Annotated in this window: 18 protein-coding genes; 10 read left to right on the forward strand and 8 right to left on the reverse strand. The window is 35.2% G+C overall.

Annotated elements, in window-relative coordinates; all coding sequences use genetic code 11:
* Positions 1 to 149: 149 nt before the first annotated feature.
* Both H0S70_RS01165 and dinB read right to left on the reverse strand, forming a co-directional pair.
* Complete coding sequence (locus tag H0S70_RS01165; protein ID WP_188321394.1) at positions 150 to 3,206, reverse strand: DNA polymerase III subunit alpha; 3,057 nt, start codon at positions 3,204 to 3,206, stop codon at positions 150 to 152.
* Position 3,207: 1 nt separating this feature from the next.
* Positions 3,208 to 4,359 carry a DNA polymerase IV gene (gene dinB / locus H0S70_RS01170; RefSeq protein ID WP_188321395.1) on the reverse strand — a complete coding sequence of 384 codons (1,152 nt, stop codon included), beginning with the start codon at positions 4,357 to 4,359 and terminating at the stop codon, positions 3,208 to 3,210.
* Between the two features lie 61 nt (positions 4,360 to 4,420).
* Between dinB and H0S70_RS01175 the strand changes: the two genes are divergently transcribed.
* A complete protein-coding gene (locus tag H0S70_RS01175; protein WP_188321396.1) occupies positions 4,421 to 5,182 on the forward strand; it encodes an XRE family transcriptional regulator in 762 nt (253 codons plus the stop codon).
* 40 nt (positions 5,183 to 5,222) lie between these two features.
* Here H0S70_RS01175 and H0S70_RS01180 read toward each other — a convergent pair whose 3' ends face one another.
* Complete coding sequence (locus H0S70_RS01180) at positions 5,223 to 5,384, reverse strand: hypothetical protein (protein WP_188321397.1); 162 nt, start codon at positions 5,382 to 5,384, stop codon at positions 5,223 to 5,225.
* Between the two features lie 188 nt (positions 5,385 to 5,572).
* Here H0S70_RS01180 and H0S70_RS01185 point away from each other — a divergent pair, with 188 nt between their 5' ends.
* Positions 5,573 to 6,919: an IS5 family transposase gene (locus H0S70_RS01185; RefSeq protein ID WP_124985443.1), complete on the forward strand. Its 1,347-nt coding sequence runs from the start codon at positions 5,573 to 5,575 to the stop codon at positions 6,917 to 6,919.
* Between the two features lie 236 nt (positions 6,920 to 7,155).
* Here H0S70_RS01185 and H0S70_RS01190 read toward each other — a convergent pair whose 3' ends face one another.
* Positions 7,156 to 7,437, reverse strand: a complete 282-nt coding sequence (locus H0S70_RS01190; protein ID WP_122028065.1) for a helix-turn-helix domain-containing protein — start codon at positions 7,435 to 7,437, stop codon at positions 7,156 to 7,158.
* 592 nt (positions 7,438 to 8,029) lie between these two features.
* On the opposite strand from H0S70_RS01190, the gene H0S70_RS01195 reads away from it, so the two are divergent.
* The 5 genes from H0S70_RS01195 to H0S70_RS01215 are packed head-to-tail and all read left to right on the forward strand — an operon-like array spanning position 8,030 to position 15,331.
* A complete protein-coding gene (locus H0S70_RS01195) occupies positions 8,030 to 8,674 on the forward strand; it encodes a TlpA family protein disulfide reductase (protein ID WP_228453758.1) in 645 nt (214 codons plus the stop codon).
* 42 nt (positions 8,675 to 8,716) lie between these two features.
* Complete coding sequence (locus H0S70_RS01200; RefSeq protein ID WP_124986562.1) at positions 8,717 to 10,030, forward strand: IS1380 family transposase; 1,314 nt, start codon at positions 8,717 to 8,719, stop codon at positions 10,028 to 10,030.
* Positions 10,027 to 10,770 (forward strand): hypothetical protein, encoded by a 744-nt coding sequence (locus H0S70_RS01205; protein WP_188321399.1) that lies wholly within the window; start codon positions 10,027 to 10,029, stop codon positions 10,768 to 10,770. Before H0S70_RS01200 ends, H0S70_RS01205 begins: the two co-directional genes overlap by 4 nt.
* A gap of 10 nt (positions 10,771 to 10,780) precedes the next feature.
* Positions 10,781 to 13,975, forward strand: a complete 3,195-nt coding sequence (locus H0S70_RS01210; protein WP_188321400.1) for a SusC/RagA family TonB-linked outer membrane protein — start codon at positions 10,781 to 10,783, stop codon at positions 13,973 to 13,975.
* Between the two features lie 6 nt (positions 13,976 to 13,981).
* The gene (locus H0S70_RS01215; protein WP_188321401.1) at positions 13,982 to 15,331 is read left to right on the forward strand and encodes a RagB/SusD family nutrient uptake outer membrane protein; all 1,350 of its coding nucleotides are present in this window, start codon (positions 13,982 to 13,984) and stop codon (positions 15,329 to 15,331) included.
* A 36-nt stretch (positions 15,332 to 15,367) separates the two neighbouring features.
* Here the strand turns inward: H0S70_RS01215 and H0S70_RS01220 are convergent, their stop codons facing one another.
* The 4 genes from H0S70_RS01220 to H0S70_RS01235 form a co-directional block, all read right to left on the reverse strand.
* Entirely contained in the window at positions 15,368 to 15,634 is a 267-nt protein-coding gene (locus H0S70_RS01220) for a hypothetical protein (protein WP_188321402.1), read from the reverse strand.
* A gap of 36 nt (positions 15,635 to 15,670) precedes the next feature.
* A complete protein-coding gene (locus H0S70_RS01225) occupies positions 15,671 to 16,984 on the reverse strand; it encodes an IS1380 family transposase (protein WP_124986562.1) in 1,314 nt (437 codons plus the stop codon).
* 302 nt (positions 16,985 to 17,286) lie between these two features.
* Positions 17,287 to 18,012, reverse strand: a complete 726-nt coding sequence (locus H0S70_RS01230) for a helix-turn-helix domain-containing protein (protein ID WP_122028060.1) — start codon at positions 18,010 to 18,012, stop codon at positions 17,287 to 17,289.
* Positions 18,013 to 18,164: 152 nt separating this feature from the next.
* The gene (locus H0S70_RS01235; protein ID WP_228453759.1) at positions 18,165 to 19,799 is read right to left on the reverse strand and encodes a helix-turn-helix domain-containing protein; all 1,635 of its coding nucleotides are present in this window, start codon (positions 19,797 to 19,799) and stop codon (positions 18,165 to 18,167) included.
* 338 nt (positions 19,800 to 20,137) lie between these two features.
* Here H0S70_RS01235 and H0S70_RS01240 point away from each other — a divergent pair, with 338 nt between their 5' ends.
* From H0S70_RS01240 to H0S70_RS01250, 3 genes are all read left to right on the forward strand, one after another.
* On the forward strand, positions 20,138 to 20,359 hold the full coding sequence (locus tag H0S70_RS01240) for a hypothetical protein (RefSeq protein ID WP_188321404.1): 222 nt from the start codon (positions 20,138 to 20,140) through the stop codon (positions 20,357 to 20,359).
* A 52-nt stretch (positions 20,360 to 20,411) separates the two neighbouring features.
* Positions 20,412 to 22,493 (forward strand): outer membrane beta-barrel protein, encoded by a 2,082-nt coding sequence (locus H0S70_RS01245; RefSeq protein WP_188321405.1) that lies wholly within the window; start codon positions 20,412 to 20,414, stop codon positions 22,491 to 22,493.
* 107 nt (positions 22,494 to 22,600) lie between these two features.
* Positions 22,601 to 22,789 carry a hypothetical protein gene (locus H0S70_RS01250; RefSeq protein ID WP_188321406.1) on the forward strand — a complete coding sequence of 63 codons (189 nt, stop codon included), beginning with the start codon at positions 22,601 to 22,603 and terminating at the stop codon, positions 22,787 to 22,789.
* The last annotated feature ends 32 nt before the right edge of the window (positions 22,790 to 22,821 follow it).

The raw sequence follows: 22,821 nt of genomic DNA on the forward strand, positions 1-22,821 counted from the left end.
TTCACTAATTCATGAGGGTATTTTTTAAAAAGGACAAAGAAGAATTTTGGGAAAAAGAAATAATTTTGGCTTATTTTCTAATATACTCCATATTTCTATTATTATGATTTAATTCAAATTATCACAATATAAATTTTTTACGAAATGCTTTAAGGCAGCATAGAAATTCTAGGTAAACCAATCTCGTGTTCCTGCGGATAAGGTTGTCGCCATGTCATACTCACATCTTCATTAATTTTCCTGTGGATTTCAAATTTTTTCTTCTGGTCTCCGGAGTATCGCGGATCGGGTATAAATGGCATCTTTGCCATTTTATGAATGGTAATGGTCGGAAAATGAAAATCAACTTCCACAGTTCCCAAAAGCAGATAACAGCCACCGCCCTGAAAAGGATACTGCTTCAGATTATCAGGAAAATGCGCCGTGTCGAAATAGTTGCCTTCAACGTCAATCCAGGTTCCGAAAAACATCGTGCCTTTTTTGGTGGGCACATGCTTTCGGGAAATTAAGTAAGCCAACATTTTCACCTGCTTTTTATGGAATTTCGTTAAATCTTTCGCCATAACGCTTCCACGGTATTTGGTCTGCAACAAATCAAACGGACTGCCCGTCACGGGAAATCCCAAAATTTCAATTTCATCGAAAGCATCTTCAAAAGGATTTCTTTTTAAAATTGGAAGTGTATAATCTTTTTTAGGGGTATCAAAAAAAGAAGGATTTCGGTATTCTGGTTTAAAGTTCACCATTAGCAGTCTTGCCTCAATCAACAGTTCATTTTTCTGTTTTCCGGTAAAACGGAAAGCCCCGATGAAGATTAAAGTTTGTAACGTTTCAATTCCAATCGGAATTCTTTTTATGAAATCTTCAAGAGAGAGAAAATTACCGTTTCGTTCACGTTCTTCGGGAATGAACTGCGCCAAACGGCTTTCCAGTTTTTCAATGCGAATTAAACCTAAAAAAACATCTTCACCATAAACCGTAGTCTCAAAAAGGCTCCGGTTTACACACGGATTATGGATTTTCCCACCACCCATTCTGCATTCGTGGACGTAAACTTCTGTCCGGTAAAATCCGCCACCATTGTTGATGGCCGAAACCATAAACTCTATAGGATAATTGACCTTTAAATAAAGGCTCTGATAACTTTCCACAGCATAAGATGCGGAATGTGCCTTACAGAATGAATATCCTGCAAAACTCTCAATCTGCCGGTAAACTTCCGCAGACAGTTTTTCGGGATGCCCCTGCTTTGAGCAGCATTCAAAGAAATGGTCTTTCACTTCCTGAAGCTTTTTGATAGAACGGCTTTTTCCGCTCATCGCCCTGCGCAGAATGTCGCCATCGTCCGCAGAAACGCCGCCGTAATGGAGCGCAATTTTAATCACATCTTCCTGATAGACCATAATGCCGTAAGTTTCTCCCAATTGCTCCTGAAAAATAGGATGGAAATATTCAAACTTATCGGGATTATTGTGACGAAAAATATATTCGCGCATCATACCGCTCTGTGCAACTCCGGGACGGATGATGGACGAAGCAGCCACCAAAGTTTTGTAGTTGTCACACTTAAGCCTCCGCAAAAGCCCGCGCATTGCCGGACTTTCAATATAAAAACAGCCTAAAGTTTTTCCGATACTTAAATATTCGTTGCATTTTTCTTCATTTTTTGAAATGGAAATATCACGAATTTCAACATCAATTCCGCGGTTTTTTTTAACCAAATCCACGGTATCTTTAATTGTTCCCAAACCGCGTTGGGACAAAATATCAAACTTTTCAAAACCGATTTCTTCTGCCACATTCATATCGAATTGCACTATCGGGAAACCTTTCGGTGGCATTTCGAGTGCAGTGTAATTGGTAATCGGTTCCTCGGAAATCAGAATTCCGCACGAATGCATACTTCGCTGATTTGGGAATTTCTCCAGCAACATTCCGTATTTCTGAATTAGTTTCACCACATCGTTGTCGTCGTGCAGAGCCATCGGATTTTTGGCCAATTCATCCAGTTCTTCTTTCGGTAAACCGAAGGCCTTTCCGACTTCACGGAAAATCGAGCGATATTTAAACTCTACATTCGTGCCGCAAAATGCCACGTGGTCTTTTCCGTACTTTTCAAAAATATAGATAAGAATATCATCCCGGTTCTGCCAGCTCCAGTCAATATCAAAATCGGGCGGAGATTTTCGGTTCAAATTCAAAAAGCGCTCAAAATAAAGATCCAATTGAAGAGGACAAATGTCGGTAATTCCCAAACAGTAACTCACGATGGAATTGGCACCGCTGCCTCTTCCCACGTGCATGAAACCACGGCTATTACTATACTGAACGATATCCCAGGTGATTAGAAAGTAACCGCTGAAATTCAGTTCGTCGATGACCTGTAGTTCTCTTTCTATTCTGTTTACGGCAGCTTTATTGTTTTCAGAATAACGCTTCTTTAAGCCTTTGTAGGTGAGTTTTCGGAGCAGTTTTTCGTCTTCTTCCTTAGTTCCTGTGAAATGTTTTTTGTTCTTCGGAGTTGAGAAGTCGTACTCAAAATGTGATTCCGAAATTATTCTTTCCGTATTTTCAATAATCTGGGGGAAGTTTTTGAAATGTTTCAGCACTTCGAAAGGCTTCTTCATCACTTCCGATTTTGAGCAAACATCCTTTTCTTCGAGTTTTGAAAGCAAAGTGTTTTTGTCAATAGCTCTTAAAATCCGGTGCAGATTGTATTCCTTCTTGGTTTTAAAAGTCACCGGCTGAAGAACCACCATTTTGTGCAAAAACGGTTTCCATTTTTTTTGTATCAAAAGATTCACTTCTTCAGGCCGTACTCCAATAAACTCGTAGTCGCCTAATATTTCCGGTACATTTTGCATAGGATATATCACGAAGACATTTTCAAAATTTGGATTTTTTTTGGGGAATAGAATGTTCTCACAATTAAAATCGGTCAATACCCGGTTGATCTCGGCAACTCCTTCCGGATTTTTGGCAATGGCGACATAATACGGTTCATTGTCCAACCTCACTTCCACACCAACCAGAGGTTTTATCTGATGAATTTTGCAGAGTTTATAAAAATCATATATTCCGATTATGGTATTGATGTCCGTCAAAGCCAAAGCATTCACGCCGGAATCAACGGCCTGCTGCACCAGTTCTTCAATGGAAACAGTGCCGTAACGTAAACTGTGATAAGTGTGGCAGTTGAGATACATTTTAACTTTGATTTAAAATAAATCCTGAAGCACGGCCAACTGCATCTGCTCCGAAACGGGTTTTCATTCTGTCCATCGCCTGATAAAGATTGATGAGCTCCTCGGTGTCTTCGAACAAATTCATTTGGTGATTGCCGTGAACAAGGCCTGAGAATCTTACGCCGATTAATCTTAAGCGCATCCTTCTCGTATAAACTTTTTTGAAAAGTTCCGCCACATATTTTGAAAGCGTGTGGTCAACTGCTGTGTATGGAATTTTGACCTGCTTCGTTTCAGTGTCGAAATTAGCGTAGCGTATTTTCACGGTAACGATAGAGGTGAGCCACTGTTCTTTGCGCAACTGAAAGCAGAGTTTTTCCACCATTCCGGAAAGTAAACTTTGCATATTTTCCACGTTTATCGTGTCCTGTGGGAAGGTATGTTCTGTGGAAATGGATTTTCTTTCGGAATACTGAACCACGGGCGTTTCATCGATACCGTTGGCTTTTCTCCAAAGTTCCGTGCCGTTTTTTCCTATCATTTGCTGTAGGACATCAACCGGCATTTCCGATAAAGTCTGAATTTTGCGGACGCCAATTCTTGAAAGAAGCTGAAAAGTAGCATTTCCAACCATCGGGATTTTTCGGATGCAAAGTGGATTTAAGAAGGGTTTAATGTGTTGTGCGTCAATTTCGAGTTTTCCGTGGGGTTTGGCTTCTCCGGTTCCGATTTTGGAGACAGTTTTATTGGTAGAAAGTGCAAAACTGATGGGAAGCCCGGTATTTTTCATTACCGAATCTGCGATTTCGCAAGTCCATTTGTAGCAGCCGAAAAATTTGTCCATTCCGGATAAATCAAGATAAAATTCATCCACACTCGCTTTTTCCAGAACAGGAACTTTTTTCCTGATAATTTCAGTCACTTCGTGCGACATTTTGGAATAGAATTCCATATCCCCGCAAATCACTTTGGCTTCGGGACATAACCTTAAAGCCATTTTCATAGGCATTGCAGAACGTACGCCGAAGTATCTTGTTTCATAAGAGCAGGAAGCTACCACACCACGTTCTCCACCGCCAATAATGATGGGCTTTCCAATAAGTTCAGAATGCTTTACTCTTTCGCAGGACACGAAAAAAGTGTCCAGATCCATATGTACGATTGCACGGTTCACGTTACAAAACTATTGCAGTTTTGTAACATTTTATTTATTTTTGTTGTTCTAATTTGTAACAATGTCAGTTTTTTCAGATAATATCAGGGTTTTGAGAGACCGCAAAAATATCTCGCAACAGAAGCTTGCCGATAATCTACTCATCACGAGAAGCCGGTTTGTAAAATATGAGGACGGAACTTCGGAACCACCTATTGAAATATTGATTCGTATTTCGAAATATTTTAATTTGAGTATTGATTTGCTGCTGAATGTTGACATAAGAAAATATCCCCTGGATGATATGCTGAAAATTGCAGAAAACAGAATATTGCTTCCTGTAGCAGTGGATTCTAAAGGCGAAAATAAGATTGAGATTGTCCCGGCAAAAGCATCAATGGGTTACCTTAACGGTTATCAGGATCCGGAGTATATTGAAGGTTTGCAAACATTGTCACTGCCGTTTTTAAGAAACGGTAAATTTCGCGCATTTCCAGCAGGCGGTGATTCTATGCCGCCTTATAAAGACGGGACTTATATTGTAGGAAAATACGTTGAGAATATTGCAGACTTAAAAACCGATAAAACCTACATTTTTGTAACAAAAGAAGGCATTAGTTATAAGCGCTTTCATTACCATGAAGGAAATTCTATATGGGTGCAGGCGGATAACAATTTTTATGAGCCATACAAAATTTCACTTTCTGAAATTTTTGAAATCTGGGAATTTGCGTGTAGCATCAATACTGAAGAATATAGAAAAGGAGAGTTTGAAAATCAGAATATTCGTGTTTTAGTTGACGAAATAAAAACTGAAATAGAAAAACTTAGTAAGAGATTGTAGTAAATGCCTTTAAAATTATTGCATTCGCTGTAATTGGTTACTAGAAACCTGCCAACTCCGCCATCTCTTTGTATTGCACGGCTGCCCGCTCCAGTTGATTGTCACGGTCAGCCAATGTTTTTTTTAATTGAAAATTTTCATAGAGCAGGAGAGCTACAGCTAAAATGAGCAAGATAAAAACAATTTTGTAAATTAGTTTCATAGGATAAGTTTTATGGTTAATTTAAGTTTCTTTGAATTTACAAAACTTTCAAAAGAAAATCAATGGGAAATTCTATTTAGTCTCTCCTTAAACCACCTATAATTTACTGATTATTAGTATTTTGGGTTTAAAATAGCTTGTTTTTTATTGCAAGAATTTGTATCTTAGAGCTTTAAAACCTTGCAAATATGTTGGGGAAAAATCCAGAAAAGAAGCCAGAATTATTCCGCCCAATGTTGGTGGATTTTATTGACCACGAGCATGAACTTGTTCTACTTTCAGAAAAAATAGATTGGAATTATTTTGAGAAAGAATTTTCGCCCTTGTATTCCAAAGTGGGCAATCCGAGCCATCCGATTCGGTTTATGGTGGGTTGTTTGCTACTGAAACATTTGTATAATTTGGGCGATGAGACGTTGGAAAAAGCCTGGATCATGAATCCTTATATGCAGTATTTTTGTGGCAGGGTTTTCTTTGAACACGAATTTCCTTGTGACCCGAGTAATTTTGTTCATTTCCGAAAAAGAATTGGCGAAAAAGGTATCGAAAAAATCTTTGCCTACAGCGTAAGAATGCACGATGCCAAGACGAACACCTCAAATTTTGTTTTGTCCGATACTACCGTTCAGGAGAATAATACCTCTTTTCCTACCGATGCAAAATTGTGCAAAAAAGTGATCGATTATTGCAACAAAATAGCCGGAAATGAAGGCATAAAACAAAGACAACGCTACACAAAAGTCAGCAAACAAATGGTGCGCAACACCTACAACGGAAAACATCCCAAGCGGGCAAAAGCGGCAAGGAAATCTCAAAGACAGCTCAAAACCATCGCCATGAGACTGATTCGTGAATTGCAACGGAATTTTAATGCAGAACAGCAAGAATTTTATAAAGATTTAATGACATTGTACACCAAGGTTGTCACACAAAAAAGAAACGATGCCGATAAAATTTACAGCATTCACAAGCCTTTTACCCGATGTATTGCCAAAGGAAAAGCGCATAGCCAGTATGAATTTGGGAATAAGGTAGGTTTGATAACCACCGCCAACAAAGGCAAGAAAATCATTCTCGGGATTAAAGCATTTTTGCAAACTCCTTACGATGGTCACACCATAGAACCACTTTTGGAACAGATGGAAACCGGTGGTCAAAAGCTCCCAAAAGAACTCGTTTACGATAGAGGTGGCAGAGGAAAATCAGAAATAAAGGGCGTGAAAATCTCCATCCCAAGCACTCCAAGAAAAAAAGACACTGCTTATCAAAAGCAGACAAAGCGCAAAAAATTTAGAACCAGAGCGGCAATAGAACCTATCATCGGACATTTAAAAACCGATTTTAGGCTGGCAAAAAATTACTTCATGGGAGAAACGGGACCACAAATCAATGCATTACTAGCTGCAACCGCTTGGAACATGAAGAAAATGATGGAACTACTGAAACAGAAAATTATTTTCTTATCTTATAAGATACAAATTATGCTGTTTTCTAATCCTGTTTTTAAAAATAAATTAAATAGTGGGTTTTGTTAAGGAACGACTATTTAAAGAGGGTGTTTTTATTAATTCTGCAATTCAAGGTAATATAGAATTTGTCTTATATAAATTATTTTCTTTCTACGTAGAAGTTGAATACAATAAATCTTTTAATAAAATAATTAAAATGGTATGTTATGAAGATTTAAAAGATAAAATTAATTAAATTTTACGGTCAAATAATTCTTTTCTCAACTTCCATTTGATTATTGTATAAGTGTGAAATACGACTCTTACTTAGTTTTTCCTATTTTCAAAAGCTTATTATCTTTCATATATGTTCCAAAATCAAATTTGAAATCAAAGAGTTCTTTAGGCTCAATTCCTGCGGCTAAAGAAATTCGAATGAGTGTAGAAAGTTTTGGTACATTTTCCTTATTTAATAGCCGATAAATTTGCCGTCTGTCTAAATTAGCTGCCGCTGCCAACTCCGCAACTTCAATACTCTTAAACTCCAATAGTTTCTGCAAATGGTCTGTTAGAGCAATAAAATACTTGTCTTGTATTGTATTCATCTTATAAATGTGACATAATTGTCAAAATTTTCATTGACATATTTGTCACAATTGAAAAATGTTTTATATATTTGTTTTATCAGATTACTTAATAAAAAGTAATTTTGCGACACTTCTAAAAAAATATTGAAGCTTCGCTTTGAATCTCGACTGGAAAACTGGTAATTTAAGGAACGAGAGGATAAGTAGAAGGCTCACGTCCCGGGCGTGGGCTCTCTTATCGTTCCAAGGTATACCAGTACCCCCAGTCGGTAAGTTGAGTTCCACGCCTTTTTTGTGCAGTACACTCAGCGTTCATCGAAAACTCTTTAATAAGTCTCGCTAAGATTAGACCTCTACAGCAGTGTGCACAACTGTTGCGGCCAAAGTGCTTCATTTAGTTTTTATTTTCATATCAATCGGCTTTGCATTTGAGAAAAGCCATCTGATGATTTTGGATAATGGAGTAAGTATCGTTTTTCTCATTGGCAAGGCTTTAAAACAAAAGCCTATGTAATAATTTTCCAAAACAAAAAGCCCTTCCTGCATATTATGGGGTAATCATGCAGAGAAGAGCATAGTCTTAATTTTCTAACTAAAACTTTACAAAACTATGAAAATCTTCCTGAAGTATTTGGGATGGGGTTGCCTTGTCTTGATATTGAGTACATTAAGGACTCAAGTTACAGCACAGTATAAGAAGCCACTCTCAAAAAATCCAGAAATAAAATCATTGCTTCCAGGTGAAAAAATCCCTGAAAACCTCCGGTTTCATCCACTTAAATTGATCAACGGAACAAAAGAAACTATAAGTCTTTCAGATTTTAAAGAACGTCTGGTAATTCTTGAGTTTTGGGCAAGTAATTGTTCAGCCTGTCTAAAAAATATTCCAAAAGTAGCTGAAATCAATAATCAGTTTAAAAACAGAGCGATCATATTGCCTATTTCAGAACAGCCAAAAAGTGTTATTGCAAAGTTTTTCCAGGGGGATTATGGAAGAAAATATACCGATTTAATATCAGTAACAGATGACAGTATACTTGGAAAGTATTTTCCTCATTATGGAGTCCCTTACCTGATCTGGATTTACGACGGCAAAGTTATGAGTACCACTGATGCCGGACAGCTTTCAGCAGAATCAGTTAGTGATATTTTGCAGGAAAAAAAATCTTCTCTCAAAAATATACAGCAGATGGATGCTTCTAAGCCTTTGTTTCTTAAACCCAAATTCCGCAATAGAAAAAAAAGAGTATTTTAGTATTCTAATATCCAACTGCGTAGCAGTAGAAAAAAATAAGCGATGAAATTCGATCTATCCTTTACCAATAAAGAGATTACGCCTTGGGGTGGAATGGTGTTTTTAAAGCAAATGTTGGACAAAATCGGCTTTAGAGAGCAAATTGAAAAATGCGAATCTTTACCTGTGTCACTTTCCAATAATTCTTATAAAAAAGAAGTTTTGCTTGAATCTTTTATTACGAGTATTTGGTGTGGCGCCAATCGTTTTTTGCACACAGAAATTACCCGTGCAGATAAGGCTCTTGGGGAAATATTTGACTGGCGGAAAACCCCTGCTCAGGACGCATATAAACGCTATTTTGGCAAGTTTACACAACACATCAACCAGCAAGTTGGGCATCATTTTTTCAGTTGGTTTTTTCAGAATTTGAACCTCAATTATTTTACGTTAGACATTGATTCATCTGTAATTACTCGATACGGAGAGCAAGAGGGAGCAAAAAAAGGCTACAATCCTAAGAAAAAAGGAAGAAACAGCCATCATCCTATCATTGCATTTGTGAACGATGTAAAGATGGTCGCTAATTTTTGGCTCAGGAGCGGTGATACTTCTTCGGCAAATAATTTTGTAGGATTTTTAGAAGAAACACTCTTAAATTTTGGGGATAAAAAAGTAGGATTAGTTCGTTTGGATAGTGGTTTTTTCCAGAAAGACATTATGGATTATCTTGAATTAAAAACACTCCAATACATCATCGCTGCAAAATTTACTCACCCCATTCAACACTTGATAGACCAGCAAGATTTTTGGATAAAAGTTGATGAGGGCATCGAAATTTGCGACAAATATTATCAAGCAAAAAACTGGGAAAAGCCAAGAAGGATAGTCATTGTAAGGCAAAAAACAGCACAACGGCCGAATGCGGCAGGCCGAATATTAAGCCTGTTTCCGGAAGATGAAATCCATAGAAATTATCGCTATTCAGCCTATATTACCAACCAAGAACAATCGGCAACAGATGTTTGGAGAACGTACCGAAACAGAGGCGATGCAGAGAATAGAATCAAGGAATTAAAGGCAGATTTTGGAGCCGAAAGTTTTAACCTTAAAGGCTTTTTCCCTACAGAAGCTGCACTTATATTTTCGATGATTGCTTATAATCTGATGTCAATTTTCAGACTGTTTGTTCTTCAAGAAAAAACGCAGAAAACATTATCTACACTACGATATAGAACCTTTGCTATTGGAGCTTATTTTGAAAAAGTAGGTGACACACTTAAACTGAAGATTGCACTCACCAAAAAACGCAGAAAATGGTTCGTCGGAATTTGGGATTACCCCATAGACTTATCTCAAAAAATTTCAACTGCGTGATTTGGGTTAAAGAAAGCTATTTTGATAATGATGCCACAACACTGCAAAACTATTTTATTCTTTCAAAAGGTGCCGTTAACGGAATTGGTTCTGGAAGTTCATTCAGAAAATCTCCTACAGGTGCAATTAATGGGAGAATGTTCAGCAACCTTCCGCTTAGTGATATTCTCTTTGCGATAGGCCTGGAAATTTTTAAACAGAAAGGAGAAGTGGCACTTTTCAACGAGAAGAGGGCGGTAATCAATGTAGCGGATCAATCTAAAATTTTTCAGTTGACGGACGACTATATTGATAAAGATAACCTTTACAGTTTGGATCTGATTGTCCCAGAGAAAAAGGCAGATTCACTTTATTATTTTATGCTTGATAACCTTAACCGTTATACTGGGTTTAAATCAAAATTTAAAGTTGTTCCCACTAAATGTTTAGTATTAAAAAGAACATCTGAAAAAGATAAGATAAGAACTAAGGGAGGGAAAAGAATTTCAACATTTCCGCGAACACCCTCTATAATCCAGAATGCACCACTTTCTGTCATGGTAAATATGTTGAACGGCAAAACACCAATTTCATTACCCATCATTGATGAAACAAATTATACTTCTAATGTGGATATGCAAATCTCATCAATTACAACAGTTGAAAAACTGCAGAAAGAACTTTTGCAATATGATCTTGAATTAATAGAGGCTTCAAGAAATCTTCTGATGCTGATAGTTGAAGAAAATAACCAAAAATAAAATTAACAATATGAAGAAATCTTTGTTTATTACGCTAATAATATTGGGATCATTACTTCATGCCCAAAAAATGCTTCGTGGAACTGTGATAGACGAATCCACTAATCTTCCCTTAACCGGAGTTAATGTATCATTTGAAGATTCTGACAAACTTGTGCTCACAGACCAATATGGAAAATTTGAACTTCCAATAACACAGGAAGGCAAAAAAGTCAAATTTAGATTTAACGGCTATGAGACAGTTGAATTTTCTGTGGATCAGTTGAATAAATCTAATTTTATAATTAGGCTTAAGTACAAAATAAAGGAAATTGAAGGTGTTAATCTCCTTTCAACAGGATATCAGAAAATCCCTAAAGAAAGAGCTACCGGCTCATTTACTGAGGTTGACAATCGGTTGTTCAAAAATCAGGTTTCCACAAATGTCCTAGACCGTTTGCCGGGAATAGCGGTTGGAATCATCGTGGATAAAGGGACATCCTTAACAAAACCGCAGTTTATGATAAGGGGGCTAAGTACAATCAGAGGACCGAAATCACCTCTGATTGTAATTGATAATTTTCCTTACGATGGTGACCTCGGGAATATAAATCCGAATATTGTTGAAAACATTACCATTCTCAAGGATGCCTCTGCAGCGAGTATTTGGGGAGCCAGAGCAGCAAACGGGGTTATTGTAATTACTACCAAGACAGGCAAATTCAATCAGCCGACTTCTTTTAACTTCACAATGAATACCATCGTTACGGGGAAACCTGATTTAAGTTACATTAAGCAAATATCCAGTGCCGATTTTATTGAGTTAGAACAGGAGTTGTTTAGCAGAGGGTTTTACAATACGGATATTAATTCTTCCAGCCATCCAGTTATATCGCCAGTAGTTGCATTGTTAGATAAGGAAAAAAAAGGTCTGGTAGATCATTCCGCGGTAATTGAGCAGCTTAACAAATGGAAACAGATTGATATGAGGGAGGAGTTTAAAAGATATATGTACAAAGCCTCTATCAACACACAATATGCTTTTGATGTTTCTGGCGGAAGTAATCGATTTTCCTGGTCTTATAATCTCGGTTATGATGATAATGAAGGTAATTTGGACGAACGGTATAAAAGGATAAATTCTAGGATTCAAAATACATGGCAGCCAAACGATGCAATCAAATTTAACTATTCGATACAATACAATGCTACAGAAACAAAAAGTGGAAGAACGCCGTATGGAACAGTATCAATGAAAAATAACAACGCTGTTCCTTATATGCAGTTAGCCGACGAATTTGGTAATGGCTTACCCGTATTTGCGGGATATAATCAGGATTATAAAATCGCGTTGGGCAACGGGAAATTATTAGATTGGAATTATTATCCTTTAACGGATTGGCAGCATAATATTTCGTCCTCAAAAAACAATGAGATTATTATTGCTGCTGGTTTAAATTATAAAATTATGAAGGGACTGGATATGGATTTAAAATACCAATTTCAAAATAATATTGGTGTTGCAGAAAATTTACAGGACGAAAAAAGCTACTACACTATTAATTACATTAATAGGTTTACGCAACTCAATTCTAATGGAAGCTTAACTTATGCTGTTCCGCGTGGGAGCATATATGGAAGATCCGTTTCTCATTTGAGAGTAAATAATTTAAGAACACAGCTAAATTATGGTACCAATTGGAATAAAAGTCAGATTAATGGATTGGGCGGTATTGAAATTAGAGATATTAACAATGAATATATGAATAACAGATTTTACGGATATAATACAAACAATCATACTGCTGGTGTTGTTGACTTTACCAAACCGTACCCTGTTATCACCGGTGGAAATTCATTCATTGACAATTTAAATGCTATGGGGGAAACTACTAACAGGTTTGTTTCTGTATTTGCGAACGCAGCATATATTTACGATAAAAGATTGATATTCTCAGCAAGCGCTAGAAGGGATGCCAGTAATTTATTCGGGCTTAAGACAAATAATCAATGGAATCCGTTTTGGTCTGGCGGGTTAGCTTGGATCATTTCGAATGAGGAATTTTACAAATGGGATACGCTTCCTAAATTAAAGATCCGCAGTTCCTATGGTTATAATGGAAACGTTGATCCTGCAATGGTTGCGGTTTCTACGGTTTCTTACTCAGCAAATAATTCAATTTACACAGGAACAAAAATGGCTCAGTTTAGTAATTATTTTAATCCAAATCTTAAATGGGAAACAATAAAAACATTTAATCTGGGTCTTGAATTTTCGTCAAAAAATTCAAGAGTGAGCGGTTCAATCGACTATTTTAATAAAAAGGGGAGTAATTTGTTTGGCCAGACACCAATGGATTATACGACCGGAATAACAAGTATGCTATGGAATGTTGCAGGGATGAAGTCAAATGGTGCTGATATAGAATTAAGAACATTAAATATTAATAGTAAAATTCAGTGGAGCAGTCTTATTAATTTTAGCGTCGCAAAAGAAAAAGTTACAAAATATTTTCTATCCAATACTGTTGGCCGGCAGTTTGTCGTTTCACCAATCCCAATTTCAGGTGTGGAAGGGTTACCGGTATATTCCATATTTGCTTATAAATGGGCTGGATTAGACCCTGCTACTGGAGATCCGCAAGGTTATCTAAACGGAGAAATAAGTAAGGATTATGCAAAAATAACAGGGGTAGGTACGGATTTAAAAGATTTACAGTATTTCGGTTCTGCTGTTCCTACACTATATGGTTCTTTTATTAATACAATATCATTCAAAAATTTTACTTTGGATTTGGGAGTTACTTATAAACTTGGCTACTGGTTTAGGAGAAGCTCGATTAACTATACCAATCTGTATAGAGATTGGGCTGGGCATAGCGATTATGCATTAAGATGGCAGAAACCTGGGGACGAACTTATTACAAACGTACCTTCAAATATATATAAAACTAATACAAACAGAGATGCATTTTACGCTGGATCAAGTATTTTAGTTGAAAAAGGGGATCACGTAAGATTACAGTTTATCAATTTTAATTATTCATTATCTCAGGAAATGCTAAATAACCTTCCGCTTAAATCTTTGGATCTATATTGTAACATCTCAAATATTGGACTTCTATGGAAAGCAACTAAGCAAGATATTGATCCGGATTTTAGTCTTGGAAACAATACACTCAAAGCCCCATTAACTATTGCATTTGGATTAAAAACAAAATTTTAAAAAATTATGAATAGAATTTATAGATTAATAGTTTTAGTGATAATTTTAATTACTTTAACTAATTGCCGTGATTTTTTATCAGAAAAATCTGATGTTAAATTGGCAATACCAGAAACAATTGAAGACAATCAGGCTTTGTTAGATCAGTATGGATTTATAAATATTGATTTTTCAAGTATTGCCGAAACCAGCTCTGATGATATTTATCTCAATGATTCAGACTATAATTCGCTCCCTTATGATGAATATAAACGATTATATACATGGCAGCCAGATAATGTAACACCGCCTGTATCAGTTGGCAATGCGTGGATGCATTGCTATCGCGCAATATATATTTGCAATTCTGTATTAAAAAATATTAATGATTACAATCTGACAGGAATTGATGCTGATAATGTTAAAGGACAAGCGCTAGCATTAAGGGCAATACGTTATTTAGATGGTGTTCAAGCATGGTGCAAAGCCTACAATTCTGCTACTGCAGGAAACGATTTGGGATTACCATTAAAACTTGACCCCGACATGAATGCTCCGTCGACAAGGTCTTCGCTTCAAGATACTTATGCGCAAATAATTGCTGATTTAAAAAGTGCAATCGATTTACTGCCAGAGAAGCAGATATCTGTAACAAGAATGTCCAAAACAGCAGCACAAGGTATTTTGGCAAGAACCTACCTTTATATGGGAGATTATGAAAATTCGCTGAAATATTCATTGGAATCTCTTAAGAGTAATAGCAAACTTTTGAACTATAATCAACTAAATCAACAAGCGGATTTTCCAATAAATGACTTGAATGAAGAAATTTTGTTTTGGGGAGCCATGAAATATGATTATCATCTTATACCGGCCAAAATTCCTCTTTCGTTATTCAACAGTTACAGTGACAACGACTTAAGGAAAAATATTTTTTTCAGAACCAATGCATCTGGAGAAATTCTATTTAAAGGCTATTATCTAAATTCTAATGGCCCTTTATGCGGTATAGCTGTTGATGAAATCTTTTTAATGGCAGCTGAATCTTATATAAGGAAAGGTAATATTGTCGATGGTTTAGCAAAACTTAACGAATTATCAGAAAAAAGATGGAAAATTGGGACTTTCATTCCTTTTTCTGCTTCTACACAAGAAGATGCTTTGGAGATTGTTTTGACAGAACGGAGAAAGGAGCTGATATTAAGGGGTTTGAGGTGGGCAGACATAAAGCGTCTAAATTTGCAAGGAAAGAATATTGTTCTGAACAGAAATGTAAATGGTCAATCATACATTTTGCAACCAAATGATTTAAAGTATGCAATAGCAATTCCCGAAGATATTATTAAATTAACTGGCATGCAACAGAATCCAAGATAATCAGGGATGCGTGGGCATCCCTGCTTTAAAAATTGGCTAAGGTTTTCTTTCTCCAGGATTAATTGCTAAAACTTGTGAGTTGCTCATTCCACCAATGTATTCTTCTAGAGAAGTGCCTTCGGATACCAAAATATGGCAAGGTCTTGCTCCATTGGACTGACAGGATGAGCTGCCGCTTGGACTCCAATTTGAAACATTTCCGAAAGCTCCTTCTGTCGTATCACTACTGTTGTAGTAATAAACAGTGTCAGTAACAACATTCTCAGATTTTTCAAAGGATTGGATTGAGAATAACAAAGCCAAAATAAATAACGTGAAAATTCCAATTTTTAACCCAAATCACGCAGTTGAAATTTTTTGAGATAAGTCTATGGGGTAATCCCAAATTCCGACGAACCATTTTCTGCGTTTTTTGGTGAGTGCAATCTTCAGTTTAAGTGTGTCACCTACTTTTTCAAAATAAGCTCCAATAGCAAAGGTTCTATATCGTAGTGTAGATAATGTTTTCTGCGTTTTTTCTTGAAGAACAAACAGTCTGAAAATTGACATCAGATTATAAGCAATCATCGAAAATATAAGTGCAGCTTCTGTAGGGAAAAAGCCTTTAAGGTTAAAACTTTCGGCTCCAAAATCTGCCTTTAATTCCTTGATTCTATTCTCTGCATCGCCTCTGTTTCGGTACGTTCTCCAAACATCTGTTGCCGATTGTTCTTGGTTGGTAATATAGGCTGAATAGCGATAATTTCTATGGATTTCATCTTCCGGAAACAGGCTTAATATTCGGCCTGCCGCATTCGGCCGTTGTGCTGTTTTTTGCCTTACAATGACTATCCTTCTTGGCTTTTCCCAGTTTTTTGCTTGATAATATTTGTCGCAAATTTCGATGCCCTCATCAACTTTTATCCAAAAATCTTGCTGGTCTATCAAGTGTTGAATGGGGTGAGTAAATTTTGCAGCGATGATGTATTGGAGTGTTTTTAATTCAAGATAATCCATAATGTCTTTCTGGAAAAAACCACTATCCAAACGAACTAATCCTACTTTTTTATCCCCAAAATTTAAGAGTGTTTCTTCTAAAAATCCTACAAAATTATTTGCCGAAGAAGTATCACCGCTCCTGAGCCAAAAATTAGCGACCATCTTTACATCGTTCACAAATGCAATGATAGGATGATGGCTGTTTCTTCCTTTTTTCTTAGGATTGTAGCCTTTTTTTGCTCCCTCTTGCTCTCCGTATCGAGTAATTACAGATGAATCAATGTCTAACGTAAAATAATTGAGGTTCAAATTCTGAAAAAACCAACTGAAAAAATGATGCCCAACTTGCTGGTTGATGTGTTGTGTAAACTTGCCAAAATAGCGTTTATATGCGTCCTGAGCAGGGGTTTTCCGCCAGTCAAATATTTCCCCAAGAGCCTTATCTGCACGGGTAATTTCTGTGTGCAAAAAACGATTGGCGCCACACCAAATACTCGTAATAAAAGATTCAAGCAAAACTTCTTTTTTATAAGAATTATTGGAAAGTGACACAGGTAAAGATTCGCATTTTTCAATTTGCTCTCTAAAGCCGATTTTGTCCAACATTTGCTTTAAAAACACCATTCCACCCCAAGGCGTAATCTCTTTATTGGTAAAGGATAGATCGAATTTCATCGCTTATTTTTTTCTACTGCTACGCAGTTGGATATTAGAATACTAAAATACTCTTTTTTTTCTATTGCGGAATTTGGGTTTAATAGATGCGTATTTTTCATTGTCCAGGTCTTTTTTTCTGTAAAAAAAGGTTGCCATAAAAAACTTTGGTTAGAGTTAATTTTCTTATTTAATTCTGAATTAAATTGTAACACAAAATTCACTAACATTGGAATAATAAACATTTTGATTATTGAGAATATTATATTATTTATCTCAGAAAACATTATTAATGATGCTTGATGTATTATTAATTTTGATTACTAAAACTTTTTGCAATATCTAGGTATTTTAGAGAGATTTAGAAAGTTGGTCTTGTGGAAGGCATTATACATGGCTATGTAACTTGAAAAATTGTTTTTAAATGCAATTTCTTTTAAAGTGAGATTGGTAAACATAATGTCTCTGATGGCGTTTACCATTTTCATTTTCAAAACAAAGGCTTGATGCGAGGAGCCATAATAGTCTTTGGAATCCTTAAGAAATTGTCGATAGTTAATTTCGGATTCATTTTTAATTGAAAAATTTTCCTCATTTAATGCTTGAACTAAAATTTTATTCAAGTACTTAAATCTATGATTTTTAAAGTCTATATTTTGAGTTGTCAATATTACCGTGTGTAACAAATAAACTGGATTATCAATATGGTCGATTTTGAATCCAATTTGAAAAGTTAGTGTTTGTTTGCTTACATGGAGAGTTCGTACAACCTGTAGGAATCTTTTATGATTTTTTTGGAAGGATGATTTCAAGGAAAAAGGAATTTTTTCTTCATTAGAATAATAATTACTGCTTTGAAGATTGATTAAAAAATCAGGAAAAATCGTTTTGAAAAAATCAATATAAAAAGAAAGCATTTCCCTGCTTTCCTCCATTATTTTTTTCAGCAGAAGAAGGCTGTAAACAGAATCTTCAAATGGAAGTTCTGAAAATAAATTAAATGCCTCTTCAATTTTATCATCTGCAATTTTAAGAATACCTATATTCATACAGTCTAATTTTTTCCTTTGCAAAAAATGAAATTCATTTTTTCAGAAAAATAAGACCTAAATGTTTATGACACAAAATATATAAGTCGTAATTTATAAATAATGACGTAATTTTAATCTTTTAAGGAATATTTACTCTTAATTTTATGATATTATTCAAGTTCCTTTTTCCTCTGCTTAATAAAATCTGTCGGACGGATCCCATTTATTTCCAAAAAGAGATCTGAAAAGTTTTGTCGCGAAGAAATCCCACATTCATCTGCCAAACCCTGTACTGAATAGCTCAAAACTTTAGCGTCGTTATACATGAGGTCGGTGACATAGTTGATCCTTAGAGTAGAGATATACTTATTGAAATTCACGCCCATCACATCATTGATATATTGGGAGAGATATGTTGTATTAGTTTTAAAATTTTCCGCCAGTTGAGGAAGGGTTATTCCTTTTTCTTTAAAACTTTTTGTATCTTCAAATTCTTTTAGCTTTTCAGCCAAATCAGTGAAAACATCTTTGCTAATTACGGCTTTACTTTGTTGCGGAATATTTTCGTAAGAAACTGCTGGTGTAGGTTGGTGAGTTTGTAATCTCTCTTCTAATTCGGAATATTTTTTTCTGATGAGTTTTTCTTTTTGATAAAGCTTCCATGCTATAAAAATTAATCCAATTACAGCGAGAATTAATAATAATATTGCACCTAAACTCCAATAATTTTGCTTTTCTAATTTACCCTTCGCATCCTCTAAAATTTGAGTGTCGTAATCCTTATGAATTTTTGCAGAAAGATAAGGGAAGTCCTTGGCTAAAATGCTGTCCGCCTTCAACAAATTTTTGGTGTAGTGTAGTTCTTGTTTATCATTCTTTTTCTCTTTCCAATATTTGATGAGCAGTTCATAATTTTCGCGTAGTTCCGGAACAATAAATTTGTGTTTTTGGAAAATAGAATCAACCTTCTCAAACTGCTGTATCGCCTGTTCTTGTTTTCCCAATCCTAAATAACTTTTCCCAATATAAAAATCTGCAACTGATGTCCAGGAAAAATCATTGTTTTTTTTAAGCACTGGTAACGCGCTGGTAAGATTTTGAATTGCATCATCATAATTTTTTTGGTGATACTCAAATATCCCTTTGCATTTTGTAAAATAGGCTTGTTCTAAAGGGAATTCTTTGCTTTTACTTGTGAAATTTAAGCCTACATTCACTAATGAATCCGCCATTTTGTAATTTCCCAAATTCCTATAGCAGATGGTGGCTTGGTGCAAACTGTTGAGGTAGCCTTTGCTATTATTAAAAATGGTGTTAGGATGTAAATCTCCCTTTGTTTTAGGCTCAAAATATTGAATACAATCCTCAAAATGCTTCAGCGCTTCATTATAATAACCAAGGTAACTTTTTACCACACCCATGTGATAGATTACTTTATATTCTTGGTAATCATCATTTCCTTTTTTAGAATATTCATACGCTTTTACATATTGATCGAGAGCAGGTTCGTAGCGTTTAAGATTGAAATAATAAATGGTTCCCTTTCCTAAATATGACCGACTAATAACATCATAATCATTTGTTTTTAATGATGCATTAATACAACTGTCAGCATATTTTAATTTTAATGTAGCATCATTAGAATAGTAAAATGCATCTTCATAACCCTTTACTAATTTTTCATAGTTATTTTCCTTTTTTGCCTTACTAATAAAAAGTCTTACTACTGGTAGAGCCCTTTCATCATTTTGTTCGTATATTTTATACTTTTTTCTTATGTCATCATATGTATTTTGAGCTTTCATTTTGAAGCTAAATGAAAGTAAAAAAATAAGAATTGATATTAAATGATATTTTTTGATGAGCATATTAAAGAAGAATATTAATCTTCTTTGCCAAAAATAAACAAATCTGATTAAAATATAAGAAAACTAATCAAATATTGTTAAATCATTTATGTTTCTGTTTTTCAGAACATTATAAAAAATTCATGTCCTAATTTATAAATAATGACGTCTTAAATTTTAAAATTTATAGAACAAGACTGTGTTTAGTTGCAAAAATTTTTAACACCTAATAATTTTAGCAACAGAATTCTAAGGAAAATTTTTTCCCGGCCGGGATAAACTTTAAAAAATTAATTATGAAAAAGTTTATCTCATTGGTAGCAATAGCTACAATATTAATTTCAGCAGTAAGCTGTAGAGAAGCAGAACAGATTGCCGATTTACAAGAAAACCCAAATCTCTCTGCAAAAGTAATGAATGTATCTGAAAATGGAAATTTTGCAAAAGATAGCATTTATGTTGCCACTGCAAATAGCGAAACAAAGGATCCACCTGACAGAGATGGACACAATTGGTAATAAAATAGGAAAGTAAATTGTTTACATTTAAATAAATGTAAAAATTAAAATTATGAATTTGAGTTTTCGAAAATTGATATGTTTTCCAGGTCTGTTAGCATCTTTCTATTTGGTGAATGGACAGGAAGTTAAAGATAGTATTTCAACAAAAGAAATTCAGGAAGTTTTAATTAAAGCACTGCGGAAAAAGCAGTTTTCCGACCATGCTAATTACACTTTTGATAAGGAAGCGTTAGAAAAAGCCAGACACTCAAAAGATTTGTTGACGACACTTCCAGAATTACAACTCGACCCTATTTCAAATACCGTTACAAGCATTAAAGGTGGAAGAACTCTCTTTTTAATTAACGGCATTGAAGCGACGGACAACCAAATTAAAAGCATTGCACCAACGAATGTTGTTCGGGTTGAATATTTCGATATTCCTCCTGCAAGATATTCGCAAAGAGCCGATACGGTGATAAATATCATCACAAGAAATCCCGAGGTTGGTTATTCTTATGGTGCAGATGTTACTTCTGCTTTAACCACAGGTTTCGTCAATGGTTCTGCGTATGCAGGTTACACGAAAGTCAAGAATGATTTTGGTTTGGAATATTCTATTAATCTTCGGGATTATGACAACAGAATTGTTGATAAAATCTACGACTATAATCTCAACGGAAGCCACTACAATTCTACCGAACAGCAGAAAGACCATTTTGGTTATACGAATCAAAACATTTCTCTGCGCTATGCCAATGTGGTTACGGGAAACTATACTTTTCAGGCAAAAGGGAGTATTTTTATCAACTCCAATTTTGTAAAAGGTTTAGGACAAAGCCTTTTCACGCAGGATAATTTAACAGAAAATCATAGTACCATTCACAAGAGTAATTCAAATTATACTGCACCAACACTAGATTTGTATTATTCTAAAAATATTGGAAAAAAAGATGAATTAAGTTTAAACTTAATTGCTTCGCATTATACTACCAATTCTTCACAGTTTGACCACGAATGGAACATTGCGGATAATTCAGATGTTTTTAACAACGATATGAACCTAAAGGCGAAACAGACCGGAATTGTTGGTGAGATTGCACACGTTCACAGTTTTGAAAACGGAAAATTAAGTTCCGGTTACAGGATTTCCAACACCGCAATTTCCAACGATCTCGTTAATTTGTTTGGCAGTTCCCATTATGATGTCAATTATTTAGAACAATATCTTTATACAGAATACTCCGGAAAATGGGACAAGTTGGGTTATCGTGTAGGATTTGGCGTTACAAATATTCACAACAAAAGTGCAGAAACAACACAAGATGATTGGGCGCCAAATCCGAAAATTGCTTTAAGTTACGAATTATCCAAAAATCAGATGTTGAGGTTATATGTTGATTATGGACCCCATAGTCCAAACAGTGCCTCTTTAAGTAAAAATATTGTTCAGGTTGTCCCAAATATTGTTCAATATGGTAACCCCTATCTTAAATCATATGGTGATTATTATGGAAATATCCAATATTCTTTCAATAACAAGTTTGTGGATTTAAATTCAATTATTTTCTATGAATACAAACCCAAGGCTTATAACCAGTTCTTTATTGAAATTGATAACGGTTTCGGACTAACATATGAAAATACCGAATATACTAGAGATATTGGATTGCAATTTTCGGGATCGGTAAAACCGTTTGGTAATAAACTGTTGGTTTTGAAGGCTTTTATTGTTCCCGCTTCAACCAAAGTTAAAACAGTTAATGGCAAAGAAATTACAAATAATCAGATTAGAAATAATTTTGTGATTTCGTCAGAATACAAGTCTTTTTATATCCAATACCAATTTAGTATTCCTACAAATATGCTTTATGGAGCGTTCTTAACTAGCACTGAAAATGCGAACAACATATTTGCAAGTTATAAATTAAAAGAATGGGCTTTTACAGCAGGAATGTATTGGATGGGCATGCCTTCAGAATATAAAACAAAGAGTCTTCCTGAAAGCGTTGTGGATTACACCAGAATATCGCGTATTTACAATAATAAAAATATGTTCGTCCTCGGTTTGAGCTATGATTTTTCAAGCGGTAAGAAACTGCAAGTCCAGCGAAAACTGAAAAACAACACAGCCCCTGCATCAATTTTTTAAATTGATTTATATGTGGTTTCGGGTAGTGCGCAATACTGAGAAACTATGTCTAAATAAAGCTTTCTTTAAAGCAAAATTTGTCTATTAACTTCCAAAATTTAAACAAAATGGAAAAGAAAAATCAAAACAAGAGATTTCAAGAGCTTGCTAAAAAAGTGCAGACTCTATCTGAAACACAGAAAGGGAAACTTAAAGGTGGATTTTCTGCATTTTCTGCAAATGTTCCAATTAGTGATCCTACGAATGTTAACGTAGACGTAGCGAGTGGCCATACTTGTGCATGTGCTTGCTCATAAACTAAACAAAAATGGGCTGTTTTCATAGAAGA

This window comes from Chryseobacterium manosquense (assembly GCF_014623485.1).
Classification (GTDB): Bacteria; Bacteroidota; Bacteroidia; order Flavobacteriales; family Weeksellaceae; genus Kaistella; species Kaistella haifensis.

Excerpts from the sequence above, each read along its gene's own strand:
- H0S70_RS01165 (WP_188321394.1), bottom strand. The coding sequence starts at position 3,206 with ATGTATCTCAACTGCCACACTTATCACAGTTTACGTTACGGCACTGTT.
- H0S70_RS01175 (WP_188321396.1), top strand. The coding sequence starts at position 4,421 with ATGTCAGTTTTTTCAGATAATATCAGGGTTTTGAGAGACCGCAAAAAT.
- H0S70_RS01180 (WP_188321397.1), bottom strand. The coding sequence starts at position 5,384 with ATGAAACTAATTTACAAAATTGTTTTTATCTTGCTCATTTTAGCTGTA.
- H0S70_RS01185 (WP_124985443.1), top strand. The coding sequence starts at position 5,573 with ATGTTGGGGAAAAATCCAGAAAAGAAGCCAGAATTATTCCGCCCAATG.
- H0S70_RS01190 (WP_122028065.1), bottom strand. The coding sequence starts at position 7,437 with ATGAATACAATACAAGACAAGTATTTTATTGCTCTAACAGACCATTTG.
- H0S70_RS01195 (WP_228453758.1), top strand. The coding sequence starts at position 8,030 with ATGAAAATCTTCCTGAAGTATTTGGGATGGGGTTGCCTTGTCTTGATA.
- H0S70_RS01200 (WP_124986562.1), top strand. The coding sequence starts at position 8,717 with ATGAAATTCGATCTATCCTTTACCAATAAAGAGATTACGCCTTGGGGT.
- H0S70_RS01210 (WP_188321400.1), top strand. The coding sequence starts at position 10,781 with ATGAAGAAATCTTTGTTTATTACGCTAATAATATTGGGATCATTACTT.
- H0S70_RS01215 (WP_188321401.1), top strand. The coding sequence starts at position 13,982 with ATGAATAGAATTTATAGATTAATAGTTTTAGTGATAATTTTAATTACT.
- H0S70_RS01225 (WP_124986562.1), bottom strand. The coding sequence starts at position 16,984 with ATGAAATTCGATCTATCCTTTACCAATAAAGAGATTACGCCTTGGGGT.
- H0S70_RS01230 (WP_122028060.1), bottom strand. The coding sequence starts at position 18,012 with ATGAATATAGGTATTCTTAAAATTGCAGATGATAAAATTGAAGAGGCA.
- H0S70_RS01235 (WP_228453759.1), bottom strand. The coding sequence starts at position 19,799 with ATGAAAGCTCAAAATACATATGATGACATAAGAAAAAAGTATAAAATA.
- H0S70_RS01240 (WP_188321404.1), top strand. The coding sequence starts at position 20,138 with ATGAAAAAGTTTATCTCATTGGTAGCAATAGCTACAATATTAATTTCA.
- H0S70_RS01245 (WP_188321405.1), top strand. The coding sequence starts at position 20,412 with ATGAATTTGAGTTTTCGAAAATTGATATGTTTTCCAGGTCTGTTAGCA.
- H0S70_RS01250 (WP_188321406.1), top strand. The coding sequence starts at position 22,601 with ATGGAAAAGAAAAATCAAAACAAGAGATTTCAAGAGCTTGCTAAAAAA.